Annotated in this window: 18 protein-coding genes; 6 read left to right on the forward strand and 12 right to left on the reverse strand. The window is 68.5% G+C overall.

Annotated elements, in window-relative coordinates; all coding sequences use genetic code 11:
- The 3 genes from A9X03_RS27080 to fadD3 all read right to left on the reverse strand — a co-directional run.
- Positions 1–672 (reverse strand): acyl-CoA dehydrogenase family protein (locus A9X03_RS27080; RefSeq protein WP_068263889.1); only part of this gene is annotated, 672 nt, incomplete at its 3' end.
- Positions 669–1814: an acyl-CoA dehydrogenase family protein gene (locus tag A9X03_RS27085; RefSeq protein ID WP_068263892.1), complete on the reverse strand. Its 1146-nt coding sequence runs from the start codon at positions 1812–1814 to the stop codon at positions 669–671. The genes A9X03_RS27080 and A9X03_RS27085, both read right to left, overlap by 4 nt.
- A complete protein-coding gene (fadD3, locus tag A9X03_RS27090) occupies positions 1815–3359 on the reverse strand; it encodes a 3-((3aS,4S,7aS)-7a-methyl-1,5-dioxo-octahydro-1H-inden-4-yl)propanoate--CoA ligase FadD3 (RefSeq protein WP_067887373.1) in 1545 nt (514 codons plus the stop codon).
- A gap of 105 nt (positions 3360–3464) precedes the next feature.
- Here fadD3 and ipdE1 point away from each other — a divergent pair, with 105 nt between their 5' ends.
- From ipdE1 to fadA6, 4 genes are read left to right on the forward strand one after another with little or no spacing between them, the layout of a single operon-like run.
- Positions 3465–4625 carry an acyl-CoA dehydrogenase IpdE1 gene (gene ipdE1 / locus A9X03_RS27095; RefSeq protein WP_067887370.1) on the forward strand — a complete coding sequence of 387 codons (1161 nt, stop codon included), beginning with the start codon at positions 3465–3467 and terminating at the stop codon, positions 4623–4625.
- Positions 4622–5410, forward strand: a complete 789-nt coding sequence (gene ipdF, locus A9X03_RS27100; protein ID WP_067887368.1) for a (5R,7aS)-5-hydroxy-7a-methyl-1-oxo-2,3,5,6,7,7a-hexahydro-1H-indene-carboxyl-CoA reductase — start codon at positions 4622–4624, stop codon at positions 5408–5410. The genes ipdE1 and ipdF overlap by 4 nt, the downstream gene beginning before the upstream one ends.
- Before the next feature lie 44 nt (positions 5411–5454).
- The gene (gene kstR2 / locus A9X03_RS27105; RefSeq protein ID WP_156675640.1) at positions 5455–6057 is read left to right on the forward strand and encodes a TetR family transcriptional regulator KstR2; all 603 of its coding nucleotides are present in this window, start codon (positions 5455–5457) and stop codon (positions 6055–6057) included.
- Positions 6058–6060: 3 nt separating this feature from the next.
- Positions 6061–7221, forward strand: coding sequence for a steroid 3-ketoacyl-CoA thiolase FadA6 (gene fadA6, locus A9X03_RS27110; RefSeq protein ID WP_067751992.1), 1161 nt, complete (start codon positions 6061–6063; stop codon positions 7219–7221).
- Positions 7222–7260: 39 nt separating this feature from the next.
- Here fadA6 and A9X03_RS27115 read toward each other — a convergent pair whose 3' ends face one another.
- From A9X03_RS27115 to echA20, 7 genes are all read right to left on the reverse strand, one after another.
- Positions 7261–8001, reverse strand: a complete 741-nt coding sequence (locus A9X03_RS27115) for a hypothetical protein (protein ID WP_067751994.1) — start codon at positions 7999–8001, stop codon at positions 7261–7263.
- Positions 7998–8645, reverse strand: coding sequence for a SatD family protein (locus A9X03_RS27120; RefSeq protein WP_067887365.1), 648 nt, complete (start codon positions 8643–8645; stop codon positions 7998–8000). Before A9X03_RS27120 ends, A9X03_RS27115 begins: the two co-directional genes overlap by 4 nt.
- A 71-nt stretch (positions 8646–8716) precedes the next feature.
- Entirely contained in the window at positions 8717–9139 is a 423-nt protein-coding gene (locus tag A9X03_RS27125; protein ID WP_082950384.1) for a nitroreductase family deazaflavin-dependent oxidoreductase, read from the reverse strand.
- 41 nt (positions 9140–9180) lie between these two features.
- Positions 9181–10260, reverse strand: a complete 1080-nt coding sequence (ipdC, locus tag A9X03_RS27130; RefSeq protein WP_067887362.1) for a (3aS,4S,5R,7aS)-5-hydroxy-7a-methyl-1-oxo-octahydro-1H-indene-4-carboxyl-CoA dehydrogenase — start codon at positions 10258–10260, stop codon at positions 9181–9183.
- Positions 10257–11000 (reverse strand): cholesterol ring-cleaving hydrolase subunit IpdB, encoded by a 744-nt coding sequence (gene ipdB / locus A9X03_RS27135; RefSeq protein WP_067752001.1) that lies wholly within the window; start codon positions 10998–11000, stop codon positions 10257–10259. The genes ipdC and ipdB overlap by 4 nt, the downstream gene beginning before the upstream one ends.
- A complete protein-coding gene (gene ipdA / locus A9X03_RS27140) occupies positions 10997–11881 on the reverse strand; it encodes a cholesterol ring-cleaving hydrolase subunit IpdA (protein WP_067780761.1) in 885 nt (294 codons plus the stop codon). Before ipdA ends, ipdB begins: the two co-directional genes overlap by 4 nt.
- Positions 11882–11925: 44 nt before the next feature.
- Entirely contained in the window at positions 11926–12684 is a 759-nt protein-coding gene (gene echA20 / locus A9X03_RS27145; protein ID WP_067887358.1) for a (7aS)-7a-methyl-1,5-dioxo-2,3,5,6,7,7a-hexahydro-1H-indene-carboxyl-CoA hydrolase, read from the reverse strand.
- Between the two features lie 59 nt (positions 12685–12743).
- Between echA20 and A9X03_RS27150 the strand changes: the two genes are divergently transcribed.
- Both A9X03_RS27150 and A9X03_RS27155 read left to right on the forward strand, forming a co-directional pair.
- The gene (locus A9X03_RS27150) at positions 12744–13529 is read left to right on the forward strand and encodes an SDR family oxidoreductase (RefSeq protein WP_197498981.1); all 786 of its coding nucleotides are present in this window, start codon (positions 12744–12746) and stop codon (positions 13527–13529) included.
- Positions 13530–13543: 14 nt separating this feature from the next.
- A complete protein-coding gene (locus A9X03_RS27155; RefSeq protein WP_067780756.1) occupies positions 13544–14449 on the forward strand; it encodes an SDR family oxidoreductase in 906 nt (301 codons plus the stop codon).
- 5 nt (positions 14450–14454) lie between these two features.
- On the opposite strand, the gene A9X03_RS27160 is transcribed toward A9X03_RS27155, so the two are convergent.
- Positions 14455–15018 (reverse strand): pyridoxamine 5'-phosphate oxidase family protein, encoded by a 564-nt coding sequence (locus A9X03_RS27160; RefSeq protein ID WP_082950383.1) that lies wholly within the window; start codon positions 15016–15018, stop codon positions 14455–14457.
- Between the two features lie 51 nt (positions 15019–15069).
- Positions 15070–15812: cytochrome P450 (locus A9X03_RS27165; protein ID WP_156737597.1), on the reverse strand; the 743-nt coding region annotated here is incomplete at its 5' end.

Here is a 15812-nt window from a genome sequence, read left to right on the forward strand (position 1 = left end):
GAGCTTGTGCTTGATCGCCTGATAGGAACCGATCACCCGGCCGAACTGGGCGCGCTGCTTGGCGTAGTCGACGGTGTCCCGCAGCAGCGCCTCGGCGGCGCCGACCAGCTGCGCGGCGGTGGCCAGCGCGCCGAACTCGAAGGCGCGCCGGACCTCCGCCTGCCAGGGTTGGCCGGTGGCGGTCACGTCGTAGACGGGCCGGCTCGGATCGACCGACTCGTGCCGGTCGCCGGGCGCGGCCTCGCTCACACCGTCGTCGGTAGCCAGCAGCACCAGCCCGGCCGAGTCGGCGTCCACCGCGCGCGGCGCATGCGGTGGCAACGCGACCGTGGCTACCAGCTCGCCGGAGGCCAGCGCCGCGCACCGCTCGTCCGAGGCGAGCAAAACCGGTGCCACGGCGATGGATTCGGCCACCGGCCCCGGCACGCACCAGCGTCCCAGGCGTTCCAGCGCGACCACCAGGTCGACCGGGTGCGCCTCGATGCCGTCGAACTTCTCCGGAACCGCCAGCGCGGTGACGCCCAGTTCGGCCAGCCGCTCCCACACCTTGCGGCCGGGCGCGGTGTCGCCGGCGGACCAGGCACGGATCGCGCCGGGCAGGTCGGCCGCGCCGAGCGCGGCGTCGATGCTGGCCGCGAAGTCGCGCTGTTGCTCGTCTAGCGCGAATTTCATTTCTTGCCCCCGGACTTCTCGCGGGGCAGGCCCAACAGCCGCTCCGAGATGATGTTGCGCTGAATCTCGTTGGTGCCGGCGTAGATCGGGCCGCCCAGGGCGAACAGCAGGCCATCCGTCCAGCTGCCGGCGAGCTCGCCGTCGGCGGCGAGGATGTCCAGCGCGGTCTGGTGCAGGTCAACATCGAGGTCGGACCAGAACACCTTGGTCACCGACGATTCGGCGCCCAGCTCGCCGCCGTCGGCCAGCCGCGTCACCGTGGCAAAGGTCTGCAGCCGGTAGGCCTGCGCCTTGATCCAGCCGTCGGCCACCCGGTCTGCGAACCCGGGGGGCGAGCCGCTGTCCTGCCACAGTCGCACCAGCCGCTCGGCGGTCGCCAGGAACCGCGCCGGGCTGCGCAGCGACATGCCCCGCTCGTTGCTCGAGGTGCTCATCGCCGCCCGCCAACCCTCGTTCGGGGTGCCGATCACGTCGTGGTCGGGGACGAACACGTCGTCGAGGAAGATCTCGCCGAACCCGGTATCGCCGCCCAGCTGCACGATGGGCCGCACGGTGACGCCCTTCGCCTTCAGGTCGAACATGAAGTACGTCAGGCCGTTGTGCCGCTCGGCTTCCGGGTCCGACCGGAACAGCCCGAAGCCCATCTCGGCGAACGGCGCGCGCGAACTCCAGATCTTCTGCCCGTTGAGCAGCCAGCCGCCGTCGGTCTTGGTCGCGGTGGATCGCAGCGAGGCCAGGTCGCTGCCGGACTCCGGCTCCGACCACGCCTGCGCCCAGATCTGTTCGCCGCTGGCCATTTTCGGCAGGATTCGGTCCAGCTGCTCGGAGGTGCCGTGCGCGAACAGCGTGGGCGCCAGCATCGAGGTGCCGTTGGCGCTGGCCCGGCCCGGCGCGCCGGCGCGGAAGTACTCCTCCTCGAACACCACCCAATGCAACAGCGGCGCATCGCGGCCGCCGTATTTCTCCGGCCAGGTGATCACCGACAGCCCGGCATCGAACAGCACGCGGTCCCAGTGCCGGTGCTGCGCGAAACCTTCGGCGTTGTCGTAGGACTTCGTCGGGATCGACTCGGCGTTGGCGGACAAGAACTCACGGACCTCGGCCGCAAACGCCTGGGTCTCCTCGTCTAATTCCAGATCCATTCAGGCCAGCTCTCGCAGTTGGGGTTTGACCACCTTGCCGCCCGGATTGCGCGGCAACGCGTCGACGAACCGCACCGACCGCGGTGCCTTGAAGTTCGCCAAATGTTCACGGGTGTAAGCGATCACGGAATGTTCGTCGAGGTCGGCGCCGGGCCGGGTCACCACGAAGGCCCGGCCGACCTCGCCGAGGCGCTCGTCGGGGACGCCGATCACCGCGGCGTCGGCGATCCCCGTCATCCGGGCGAGCACCTGCTCGACCTCGGCGGGGTACACGTTGAAGCCGCCGCAGATGTACATGTCCTTGAGCCGGTCGGTGATGCGCAAATTGCCTGCCGCGTCGACGGCGCCGATGTCACCGGTGTGCAGCCAACCGTCGGCGTCGATGGCCGCCGCCGTGGCGTCCGGGTCATCGAGGTAGCCCAGCATCACGTTCGGCCCGCGCAGCAGCACCTCACCCGCTTCGCCGGGAGCGCTTGAGTCGATACGCAATTCGAAGTCGGCGAACGGGCGCCCGCAGGTGGTGGCGACGGTGACGGCGTCGTCGTCGGCGCGGCACATCGTGCCCATCCCGTTGGCCTCGGTGAGGCCGTACGCCGTCAGCACTATGTCGATGTCGAGTTCGGATTGCATGCGCTCCACCAGCACGACGGGCACGGTGGCCGCCCCTGTCACCGCGAACCGCAGCGAACTCAGGTCGTAGTCCCCGCGCTGCGGATGGTCCAGCAGGGTCTGGTAAATGGTGGGCGGTCCCGGCAACACGGTGATGCGGTGCCGCTCGATCGCCTGCAGCGCGCGCAGTGGGTCGAACGTCAGGTGGGGGATCAGCGTCGCGCCGGTCTGCAGACAGGCCAGGATGCCCGCCTTGTAGCCGAAGTTGTGGAAGAACGGGTTGATGCACAGGTAGCGGTCGTCGCTGGTGATCTTGCCGTTGGCCGCCCACGACGCCGATGCCGACAACGACTGCCGGTGCGCGCACAGCACCCCTTTGCTGCGGCCGGTGGTGCCCGAGGTGAACAGGATGTCGCTGACGTCCTCGGGCGTGACGGCGGCGGCGCGGGTGGCGACAGACTCGAGGTCGGTGCCCTGCGTGACGAAGTCGTCCCACGTCCCTGAAACGGGATCGTCGGCCTCGACCGGAATCCGGACGACGTGCCGCAGCGCGGGCAAGGCATCCCGATCCAGATCGGCGACGCGATCGTGGCCCAGGAACGTGCCCATCCCGAACAGCACGGGCGTCGCGGTGCGGGCCAGGATGTCGGCGGCTTCCTCGGCGGTATAACGGGTGTTCAGCGGCACCATCGCCGCGCCGGCGTGGTGGACGGCCAGGCAGGCGACCACCCAGTGCCAGGTGTTGGGCGACCAGATGGCCACCCGGTCGCCCGACCGCACGCCGAGGGCGATCAACGCGGCGGCCGCCCGGCGAACCTCGTCGCGCAGGGCCGCGGCCGTGAACGAACGCTCGTCGGTGATCAACGCGTCGTGGTCGGGAAACCGACTCGCAAAACGGTCCAGCGCCGCGGGAATCGTGCGGACATCGCCGGTCATCGAGACTGCTCCTACCTGGATTGCCCGGTTCCTCCCACGCCGCTGCGCGGCGCGCATCGTCACCGAGCCGACAAAGCAAGTGCTTGGTAGGTTAGCCTACAGGGCATGCAGGACGTCGAGGAGTTCCGGGCGGAGGTTCGCCGATGGCTCGCCGACAATCTGGTCGGCGAATTCGCAGCTCTCAAGGGTCGTGGCGGACCGGGGCGCGAACATGAGGCGTTCGAGGAGCGCCGGGCATGGAACCAGCACCTCGCCAAGGCCGGTCTCACCTGCCTGGGCTGGCCCGTCGAGCACGGCGGCCGCGGGCTGTCGACCGCGCACCGGGTGGCGTTCTATGAGGAGTACGCGAAAGCCGACGCGCCGGACAAGGTCAACCACTTCGGCGAGGAGCTGCTCGGCCCGACGCTGATCGCCTTCGGGACGCCCGAGCAGCAGCAGCGGTTCCTGCCCAAGATCCTCGACGTCACCGAGCTGTGGTGCCAGGGCTATTCCGAACCCGGCGCCGGCAGCGACCTGGCCAACGTGTCCACCACCGCCGAGCTGGACGGCGACCAGTGGGTGATCAACGGCCAGAAGGTGTGGACCTCGTTGGCGCACTGGGCGCAGTGGTGTTTCGTGGTCGCCCGCACGGAGAAGGGGTCCAAGCGGCACGCCGGGCTTTCCTACCTGCTGGTGCCGTTGGATCAGCCCGGGGTGCAGGTGCGCCCGATCATCCAGCTCACCGGTGACTCGGAGTTCAACGAGGTCTTCTTCGACGACGCCCGCACCGACGCCAACCTGGTGGTCGGCCAGCCCGGCGACGGCTGGCGGGTCGCGATGGGCACGCTGACCTTCGAGCGCGGGGTGTCGACGCTTGGGCAGCAGATCCGCTACGCCCGTGAGCTTTCCAACCTCGCCGACCTGGCGCGTCGCAACGGCGCCGCCGACGACCCCTTCATCCGCGAGCGGCTGACCCGCGCGTGGACCGGGTTGCGCGCGATGCGCAGCTACGCGTTGGCCACCATGGACGTCGAAGGAGGCGGCCAGGCCGCCGGGAAAGATAACGTGTCGAAGTTGTTGTGGGCCAATTGGCATCGCGCGCTGGGGGAGCTGGCGATGGACGTGATCGGCAAGCCGGGGCTGACCCTGTCCGACGGTGAATTCGACGAATGGCAGCGGCTGTTCCTGTTCACCCGCGCCGACACCATCTACGGCGGATCCAACGAGATCCAGCGCAACATCATCGCCGAGCGCGTGCTCGGCCTGCCCCGGGAGGTAAAGGGATGAGCCTGTCCGAAGCTCCGAAAGAGGTTGCCGGGCATGGGCTTTTGCAGGGCAAGGTCGTCGTCGTCACCGCGGCGGCGGGCACCGGCATCGGCTCGGCGACCGCGAAGCGGGCGCTGGCCGAGGGTGCCGACGTCGTGGTGTCCGACCACCACGAGCGCCGGCTGGGGGAGACCGTCGAGGAGCTGTCCGCGCTGGGCCTGGGCCGGGTCGAGAGCGTGCTGTGCGACGTGACGTCCACCGCGCAGGTGGACGCGCTGATCGCGTCGACAACGGCCCGGATGGGCCGGCTCGACGTGCTGGTCAACAACGCCGGGCTGGGCGGTCAGACCCCGGTGGTGGACATGACCGACGACGAGTGGGACCGCGTCCTGGACGTCACCCTGTCGTCGGTGTTCCGGGCCACCCGGGCGGCGCTGCGCTACTTCCGCGAGGCCGCGCACGGGGGCGTGATCGTCAACAACGCAAGCGTCTTGGGCTGGCGGGCACAGCACTCGCAGTCGCACTACGCGTCCGCCAAGGCGGGGGTGATGGCCTTGACCCGTTGCAGCGCAATCGAAGCGGTCGAATACGGGGTGCGGATCAACGCCGTGTCGCCGAGCATCGCCCGGCACAAGTTCCTCGACAAGACCACCTCGGCCGACCTGCTGGACCGGCTGTCCGCGGGCGAAGCGTTCGGGCGGGCCGCCGAGCCGTGGGAGGTGGCCGCCACCATCGCGTTCCTGGCCAGCGACTACTCCAGCTACCTCACCGGCGAGGTCATCTCGGTGTCCAGTCAGCATCCGTGATCGGATCGCTGGCCAAGCAAGCGCTTGGTTGATATCCTGGCCGGGTGGATCGAGTGGCCGGTCAGGCGAACAGCCGCCGCGACGAGTTGTTGGACCTCGCCGCGACGATGTTCGCCGAGCGCGGCCTGCGTGCCACCACCGTGCGCGACATCGCCGACAGCGCCGGGATCCTGTCCGGCAGCCTCTATCACCACTTCTCCTCCAAAGAGGAGATGGTCGACGAGCTGCTGCGCAGCTTCCTGGACTGGTTGTTCGCCCGCTACCGCGAGATCGTGGACAGCGAGGCCAACCCGCTCGAGCGGCTCAAGGGGCTGTTCATGGCGTCGTTCGAGGCCATCGAGCATCGGCACGCGCAGGTCGTCATCTATCAGGACGAAGCCCAACGGTTGTTGTCGCAACCCCGGTTCTCCTACATCGAGGACATGAACCGGCAGCAACGCAAGATGTGGGTCGAGGTGATCAACCAGGGCATCGACGAGGGCTACTTCCAGCCCGACCTCAACGTCGACCTCGTCTACCGTTTCATTCGTGACACCACCTGGGTGTCGGTGCGCTGGTATCAGCCCGGCGGACCGCTGACCGCGAACCAGGTTGGCGAGCAATATCTCGCCATCGTTCTTGGCGGAATTACCAAGGAAGGGAACTGAACTATGGCTGAGGCGTACGTCATTGACGCTGTGCGCACCGCGGTTGGCAAGCGGGGCGGCTCGCTGTCCGGCATACATCCCGTCGACCTCGGCGCGCTCGGATGGCGCGGACTGCTCGACCGGGTCGACGTCGACCCCGCCGCCGTCGAGGACGTGATCGCCGGCTGCGTCGACGCCATCGGCGCGCAGGCGGGCAACATCGCCCGGCTCTCGTGGCTGGCCGCGGGCTATCCCGAGGAAGTGCCCGGCGTCACCGTGGACCGGCAGTGCGGCTCCAGCCAGCAGGCGATTTCCTTTGGCGCACAGGCGATCATGGCCGGCACCGCGGACCTCATCGTGGCGGGCGGCGTGCAGAACATGAGCCAGATCCCGATCTCGTCGGCGATGACGGTCGGCGAGCAGTTCGGGTTCACCTCGCCGACCAACGAATCCAAGCAGTGGCTGCACCGCTACGGCGACCAGGAGATCTCGCAGTTCCGCGGCTCGGAGCTGATCGCCGAGAAGTGGAACCTGTCGCGCGAGGAGATGGAGCGCTACGCGCTGACCAGCCACGAGCGCGCGTTCGCCGCGATCCGCGCCGGTCACTTCGACAACGAAATCATCACCGTCGAAACGGAATCCGGGCCGTTCCGGGTGGACGAGGGTCCGCGCGAGTCGTCGCTGGAGAAGATGGCCGGCCTCAAGACCCTCGTCGAGGGTGGCCGGTTGACGGCGGCGATGGCCAGCCAGATCTCCGACGGAGCGAGCGCGGTGCTGCTGGCCTCCGAGCAGGCGGTCAAGGACCACAACCTGACGCCGCGGGCCCGCATCCACCACATCAGCGCCCGCGCCGCCGACCCGGTGTTCATGCTGACCGGTCCGATCCCGGCCACCCGCTACGCGCTGGAAAAGACCGGGCTGTCCATCGACGACATCGACACCGTCGAGATCAACGAGGCGTTCGCGCCGGTGGTTCTGGCCTGGCTCAAGGAGATCAAGGCCGACCCCGAGAAAGTCAACCCCAACGGCGGTGCGATCGCGCTCGGTCACCCACTGGGCGCCACCGGCGCCAAGCTGTTCGCCACCATGCTCAACGAACTCGAGCGCGTCGGCGGCCGCTATGGCCTGCAGACGATGTGCGAGGGCGGGGGCACCGCGAACGTCACCATCATCGAGCGGCTGTAAACCATTGCGCCGAGCCGGTATTCGGCGCGGTGTTCGACATTACGGGGTCGCCAGCACCAGGCCGATCCCGCCGAGGGCCAACAGCCAACTGGTGAAGCTGCCGACCAAGAAGTACTCGGTCACCTCGTCGATCCCGACGTCGCCGTTGCGGCCTTGCTGGGCGTTCAACTCCGGGAACCGGATGATGCCCTTGGCGGCGACGACCGCGCTGGCGGCGGCCACCTGCCCGCCGACACCCAGGCTCAAGATCAGTAGCCGTTCCATCGGGCCCAACAGCCGCCCGCCCTTGAGCTTGTCCGATGGTTGCGGTTCGCCGACCGGCCGTACCGCTCCCACGGAACCGAGCACCAGGCGCACGAGCTGGTTCGCGGTCGCGAATTGCACCAGCACCACGCCGACAACCATGAGCAGCCGAGTGGGCGTGACATGGCCGAGCGGCAAGTGCACCCAGCTCACCCACCGCGCGATGCCGCCGTTGACCGTCGACGACCATCCGGACAGCAACGTCAACAGCGCCAGCGTTGCGGCGAACACCGCCAGCGGCGCGCCCTGGTGGCCGCCGCTACGTTCGCTGCGCGCGCAGAGCCCTTCCCATGCGACGACCGACGCGGCGGCCAGGACGAGCAGCGGGATGTCGCCGGCATGCCACAGGGCGCCCAGCACCAAGAACACCGCCACCGCGGCGGGTCCGACCGCCAGCGAGACCCACATCGGGCGGAACGCCCGCCGACACAGGTCGGCGATGCCGAGCGCCGTGAGCAGGACGGCGACGGCGCTCACGGCAGACCCCGCAGGTAGTGGCTGGCAAGGACGATGAGATCCAAACCGTCACGGCTCGAGCGCTGCGAGACCGCCGACGGGCTGATCCCCTCGGCGGCCGCGAGGTCCCTTTTGGTCCGGCCGGCCATCAATCCCCTCACAATCCGCAACGATCTCTCATCGAGCGATCCAAGCAGATGGTCCCGACAAATCAGGGCGGCGTTGACCGCGGCGACGTCGGTGCACGTCTCCGCGGCCGCCCGAAATGTCGTGCGCACCAGCGAGAAGCCGGGCTGCCGCTGCGCCTCCGCCGTCTGCTGGATGGCCTCCCTCGCGGCCCACCACCCGGGCCCGTCCTGGATTCCCGCGTCGGCGTCGAGGACGGTCACCGCGCCCCATCCGAGCCCGAAGCGGACGTCGACCTCGGGCGCAAGTAACAGCCGCACGGTCAACGCCGCATCGATTGCACCGCCCAGGGCGGGGTAGCTGCCCTGGAACTCATCCCCCACGGTGAAGGACGGCGGGTCGATGGCGCCGTTCGCGACCTGGCCCAGCGCGGAGGCGACACGTCGATGCAGGGCCGGCCGGTCGCCGGCACGCCGGGACCCCACCACGTCGCCGATCAGCGTCGCCCGCATTGAAGGTATAGTCTTCACCCTAGCCATATGAAGATTATAGCTTCATTTCACCGATATTCAGATCATAGCTTAACCCGCGCGTACGGTCGAGGCGCCGTTCAGTTCGCCGGCTGGTCTTTGACCCTGAGGTAACCCGCTATGCCGACCCGTTCGAAGGTGCGGCGGCGGGAAGCCGATAGCAGGGGGAGGGCGTCCGCCGCGTCGATGATCTCGGGGTGCACCACCGGATATGTCTCGCCCTGGGACGCGATGGTAGCGCGTCCCGCGGCGCGCACGTTTTGCAGCCAATCCACGTCTGTGCCGTAGGGCAGCGGTATGACGAAGCCGTCGTCGATGCGCTCGGCGACGACCGGTGTGGTGTACGCCTTGCCCGACCGCCGTCCGGTGTGCTCTATCGCCGCTGCATACCAGTTCTTGCGGCCGGCCAGCCGCAGCATGAGCGGGTTGAGCAGGTATCTGTTGGAGGTTCGGACCGCGTTCAAGAGCGGGGTCGGCCAGGTTTCCGGTGCCAGCGTCATCATCCCTCCAGGGTGACGTGGCGTCGCGGCCGCGGCCAGGGTCTTTAGTCGCCCGCTTCGACGAGCGCAGACGCCGCCTTCAGGTGTGCGATCGCGTCGCGCACAACCGAGTCGATCAGCTCGGCGCATGACGGCAGGTCCTCCAGGATGCCGGCCACCTGTCCGGAGGCGAGCACCCCGGCGTCGGTGTTGCCTTCGACCAGGCCGGCCTTCAGCAGCATCGGGGTGTTGGCCGCCATCACCACCTGGGACCAGGTCAGCTCCTTGCCGTGGCGCATCGCCAGGCCGTCGCGGATCATCGACCGCCAGGTCATCTGCGACATGTGTTTGAACTTTGCCGCGTTGCGCACGGCCGCGGTGAGACCCCTTACCGGTGAACCGCTTTCGAGCCTCTCGACCAGGCCGGTGCGCAGCACGCGGTGCGGCATGCCGTCGACGCGCGTGGTGACCACCGTGCCGTCGAGCGCCGCCTCCAGGTAGCGCCGCTTGACCTCGTCGGGCACCGTCGAGTCCGAGGTCAGCAGGAAGCGCGTGCCCATCGCCACGCCGGCCGCCCCGTAGCTCAGCGCGGCCGCGAGCCCGCGCCCGTCGAAGAAGCCCCCCGCGGCGATCACGGGGATCCCGGTGCCCTGCACGGCATCCAGCACCGACGGCAGCAGCAGCGTCGTGGCCACGGGCCCGGTGTGTCCACCACCCTCGCCGCCCTGCACGATCATCGCGTCGGCGCCCCAGGCCGCCACCTTTTTAGCGTGCTTGGCGGCACCGATCGACGGAATCACCACCGCGCCCGCCTCTTTCAGCCGGGCGATCAGCTCCTGCTTGGGCGCCAGGGCGAAGGACGCCACCTTCACGCCCTCGCGGATCATCAGATCGACGCGGTCGCCGGCGTCCGCGGCGTCGGCGCGGATGTTCACCCCGAACGGCTTTTCGGTGGCGGCCTTGACCTTGCCGATGGCCGTCGCCAATTCGTCCAGCGTCATGGTGGCCGAGGCCAGGATGCCCAGCCCGCCCGCGTTGGCCGTGGCGGCCACCAGTCGCGCGCCGGCCACCCAGCCCATTCCGGTTTGCACCACCGGGTGCTCGACACCGACCAGCTCGGTCAGCGGCGTACGCAGCCTGTTCAACGTATCTCCCTGTCGCGCAGCGACTTCGGATCGATGACCTCGCGGATCAGCCGGAGTTCCTCGTCGGTCGGCTGCCTGGTCTCTTCCGCCTCGTCCACGCCGTGCACCTCGAACGACGTGGCCTCGCGGACGTCGTCGGGCGAGACCCCGGGATGCAGGGACACCGCGCGCATGGTGTGGTCCGGACCGCCGAAGTCGAACACCCCCAGGTTGGACACGACGCGGTGGGTGTTGGCGAAGCGGAACGCCGGGTTGTCCGGATCCACCTTGTCCCAGCCGATGCCGCAGATCACGTCGACCGCCTCGCAGAACACCCGCTTCGAATGGTTGCCCACCCAGTAACTGGTCGCGTGGTTGATCGCGTTGCCGGGCGCTCCCCGCAGGCCGAACATCTGGCGGGTCGGGTGTTGCAGCGGGCCGAACGCCGAGATGTTCTGATTGCCAAAGCGGTCAACCTGATTGGCGCCCATCACCACGTGCCGCCGGCCCCAGGCCAGTGTCTCGAACACCCGGCCGAACGGCATCCAGCCCTCGACGGGTCCGGTCTTGCCCAGGGCCGGGGTGTCCGCCAGCAGTTGCGCCTCGCCGTCGGTCAGCAGGATGTCCGGTGAAAAAGTCAATCGCGCCAGCCGCGCCCCGACCGAGGCCATGTTCGTCATCGGGCTGACCATGATTTCGCCCGAGTTCCTGAATAGCTCGGCGCACGCGACCGCGCACACCTCGGCGCGGGTGGTGCTCATTTGGCCGCCTCCTCTGCGAATGCGCGGACCGCCGCCTGGTAATCGTCCTCGCTGCCCGACAGGTAGGTCTGGACGAACTTCTGCCAGCCCTCTTCGGTCGAGGCGGCCTCGGCGTAATGCCGCTGGAATTTCTCGTCGCGACCGTAATCCGGTGCCGCGGTGGTGAAGTGTGCGCCGCCGGGGGCCTCCACGACGGAGTCGACCATCATCCGATTCACCAGCAGGGCCTGGGGGGGAACGGCTTTGACCAGCTCCTCGGTGGAGACGACGCGCTCCACCGACAGGAAGCGCTTGTCGGCGGCCATCAGGAACAGGTCGTCGAAGTACGGATCGATCCCCGTGTAGGCCGCATTGCCGCGGCTGTCACCGAGATTGAGGTGCACGAAGGCCGCGTCCAGGCGCAGCGCCGGCATGGCGATCAGCGTCTCGTGCCCGCCCTCCGGCGCGGGGTACGGGCTGGTCACGGTCTGCAGCTCGCCCTCCCAAAAGTCGGGGACCGAGCTGCCCAGCCCGGCCCGAATCGGCAGGAACGGCAGGCGTTGCGAGGCGGCTTGCAGGCCGCAGCGCAGCATGCCCTCGTCCATTTCCCGGGCCTCGATCGCGCCGCTGGTGCGGGCCTTGGCGAACCAGGGGTCGTAGAACGGCGGGGAATCCAGGGAGACGAACCCGTAGTAGACGCGCTTGACCTTGCCGGCCGAGCACAGCAACCCCAGGTCGGGCCCGCCGTAGGTGACCACCGTGAGGTCCGTGACGTCGGAGCGCAACATGGCGCGCACGAACGCCATCGGCTTGCGCCGCGAGCCCCAGCCGCCGATGCCGACCGTCATGCCGCTGCGCAGCTGCGCGACGGCCTCGTCGAGGGTGGTTCTCTTGTCGGTCACTATGCGCCGCTCCTCATCACTTCGTTCTGCATCGTCGCCGGCGGCTAAGACTTCTCACGCTTCGTGGTACCGGCGAATGCGTCGCGGTGCTCATCGGCGACGCCGGCCAGGTTGAGCTCGAACGTAAAGCCTTGCTCCATGCGGTAACTCGAATTGACGCGCTGCACGTCGATCAGGTTGAGCGCCTCCTTGGCCGCGCGGATGACCCGGGTGTCCTTGGCGGCGATGTCGCGGGCCACCTTCAATGCGGCCTCATCCAGCTCGTCGCGCGGCACCACCTCGTGCACCGAACCGAAATGGTGCAGGGTGGCGGCGTCGACGGTCGCGGCGGTGAAGAACAGCCGCCGCATCATGTGCTGCGGCACCAGCCGCGACAGGTGGGTGGCCGCCCCGAGCGCACCGCGCTCGACCTCCGGCAGCCCGAAGGTGGCGTCCTCGGAGGCCACGATGACGTCGGAGTTGCCGACCAGGCCGATGCCGCCGCCGACGCAGAAGCCGTTCACGGCCGCGACGACGGGCACCGCGCACTCGTAGACCGCCCGGAAGGCGGCGAAGCAACCGCGGTTTGCGTCGATCAGCGCGGTGAATCCCTCGGTGCGCTGCATCTCCTTGATGTCGACCCCGGCGTTGAAGCCGCGGCCCTCCGCCCGCAGGATGACCACGTGGGTCTCGGGGTCTTGGCCGGCGGCCGTGATGGCGTCGGCCAGTTCGAACCAGCCGCGCGACGGGATGGCGTTGACCGGGGGAAAGTCGACGGTGACCGCGACGATGCCCGGTTCGGTGGTGGTGGATGTGATGGGCAAGGCGCCACTTCCTCGTGGGGTAACTACCTAAGCAAGCACTTGCTTGGTACGCTAGCACAGTGACTCGCGCCGAAGCATCCGACGCCGTGAACTTGGGGCTGGCCGGGCGGGTGGTTCTGGTAACCGGCGGGGTCCGGGGGGTGGGCGCCGGCATCAGCTCGGTGTTCGCCGGGCAGGGCGCGACGGTCATCACCTGCGCACGGCGGGCCGTCGAGGGCCTGCCGTACGAGTTCCATTCCTGCGACGTCCGCGACGACGACGCCGTGAAGGCGCTCATCGACACCATCGTCGACAGGCACGGCCGGCTCGACGTCGTGGTCAACAACGCCGGCGGTTCGCCGTACGTGCTGACCGCGGAGTCCAGCGCGAAGTTCAACCGCAAGATCATCGAACTCAACCTCATTGGCGCACTGTCGGTTTCCCAACACGCGAACGAGAAGATGCAGAACCAGGACCGCGGCGGGTCGATCATCAACATCTGCAGTCTGTCCGGTCGACGGCCATCGCCCGGCACCGGCGCCTACGGGGCGGCCAAGGCCGGCCTGGAAAGCCTCACACAGACCCTGGCGGTGGAATGGGGGCCGAAGGTCCGGGTGAACTCCTGTGTCGTCGGCATGGTCGAGACCGAGCAATCCGAGCTCTTCTACGGCGACGCCGAGTCCATCGCCGCAATCTCCAAGAACGTGCCGCTGGGCCGACTCGCCAAGCCCGACGACATCGGCTGGGCCGCAGCCTTTTTGGCATCGGACGCGGCGTCCTACATCAGCGGCGCGTCGCTCGAGGTGCACGGCGGGGGCGAGCCGCCGCACTACCTGGCCACAACGAACGCCGGCGCGATCAAGTAGAGGAGACACGAACAATGGGAGTGGTTGACGGCCGCGTGGTCATCGTCACCGGAGCGGGCGGCGGTATCGGTCGCGCGCATGCGCTCGCCTTCGCGGCCGAAGGTGCGCGCGTGGTGGTCAACGACATCGGCGTGGGCCTGGACGGCTCGCCGGCCGGGGGCGGCAGCGCCGCCCAGGGCGTGGTCGACGAAATCACCGCGGCCGGTGGGGAAGCCGTCGCCAACGGATCCAACGTCGCCGACTGGAACGAAGCGGCCGCCCTGATCCAGACCGCCGTCGACACCTTCGGCGGGCTGGACGTGTTGGTCAACAACGCCGGCATCGTCCGCGACAGGATGATGGCCAACACCAGCGAGGAGGAGTTCGACGCCGTTATCGCCGTACATCTCAAGGGCCACTTCGCCACCATGCGGCACGCGGCGTCGTACTGGCGCGGGTTGTCCAAAGAGGGCAAGGCCGTCGACGCGCGGATCGTCAACACCAGTTCGGGCGCCGGCCTGCAGGGCAGCGTCGGGCAGGGCAACTACAGCGCGGCCAAGGCCGGCATCGCGGCGATGACGCTGGTCGGCGCCGCCGAGATGGGCCGCTACGGCGTGACGGTCAACGCCATCGCGCCGTCGGCCCGAACCCGCATGACCGAGACGGTCTTCGCCGAGATGATGGCAACGCAGGACCAGGATTTCGACGCCATGGCGCCCGAGAACGTCTCGCCGCTGGTGGTGTGGCTGGGCAGCGCGGAATCCCGCGACGTGACCGGGAAGGTGTTCGAGGTCGAGGGCGGTAAGATCCGGGTCGCGGAGGGCTGGGCACACGGGCCGCAGATCGACAAGGGCGCAAGGTGGGATCCCGCGGAACTGGGGCCCGTCGTCGCCGACCTGCTCGCCAAGGCCCGCCCGCCGGTTCCCGTGTACGGGGCCTGATTCAGCTACCGGGCAACCGGATCCGGAGCGTTCCAGGGGAGCGACGATGATCCCCAGTGCGTCAGCTCGTTCGCTTCCTCGTTCGCATACAGGTGACGCGGCGGTGTGGCGAAGGTCGCGTAGGGACGACAACGAAGCACCAGTCTGTCTTCGCGCTCGGCCATTTCCCGGACGAACGGCCGGGCTTCCGCGCCCGCCTGGTGTCCGGACATGCGCCAGCCGACGGCCATCATGACGTCGACGGTGAGGTCGGGGTCTTTATCGACGACGGCGTCGGCGTATACCTGCAAGAAGGAGAACGGCCAGCGCTCGTCGAGCACACAAATGCTCACTTTCGGGTCCCGCGCCACCGCGTTCGCCTTCGCGCGTCCGGCCATGGTGGACACGAGCAGCTCGTCGTCATCGGTCGGGACGTAATACACGATCGACATGGCCGGGCCGTCATGGCGGCGGCGGTAACCGAAGACACACGTCCGGTGCGTGCGGACGAATTCTCGGCGCTCCGAGGGGAGCATGTCCCGGTCGGGCGGAGCAGTGAACGGCTCGGCGGCCGGGGGCAAGAGTCTCATTGAGTCCCTTTCAGTTTGGCGCGGGCGGCGTCGAGCTGACACCACGCGAATTTATGCCGGAACCAGCTTGAGCGGCAGGGCCTCGTGACGGCGGATGATGTTGTTCATCGCCCACTTCGGTGTTCCGGTGACCTCGATGCGGTCGACGCGCTCAATCAGTGCGCGCAGCATGGCCGACGTTTCCAGGCGCGCCAGACCTTGGCCGGCGCAGGCATGCGCTCCGTGGCCGAAGCCGATTTGACGGCTGGCGTCGCGGCGGATGTCGAAGACTTCGGGTTCCTCCCATTCGCGTTCGTCTCGGTTGGCAGAGGCGTACATCACAAGGGCGCGAGCACCGGACGGCATTGGCGTGCCGGCTATTTCAGTTTGGCTGGCCACCCAGCGCGCGAATGCGCGCAGCGGGGGCTCGTACCGGACCACTTCATTGACGGCGTTCGTCATGAGGCCCGGGTCCTCTTTCAGCAGCCGCCACTGCTCGGGGTGGCTGGCGAACAGGTGCAACGCGTTGGAGATGGCGCTCATGGTGGTGTCGATCGACGGCGCGAGATAGTCGACCATCAGCGGCGGACACTCGCGATGCGACAGCTTGCCTTCGTCGGCGGCAAGCAGAAGCTCGTGTGCCATGCTGCCGTCGAGAACGGCCCGCTGGCGAACCACGCGGCGCGCGAACCGCAGCATTTGCAACGCGCGAGGCGTCGACTTGATCGCTTGCCAGTTCAGCGGGCCGAGGACATCGAAAGTGGCTCCGCCCCAGTCGATGAGGTGATGCCGACCATCCCGCGGCCAACCGATGA

The sequence above is a fragment of the Mycobacterium sp. E1715 genome (assembly GCF_001667625.1).
Lineage (GTDB): Bacteria > Actinomycetota > Actinomycetes > Mycobacteriales > Mycobacteriaceae > Mycobacterium.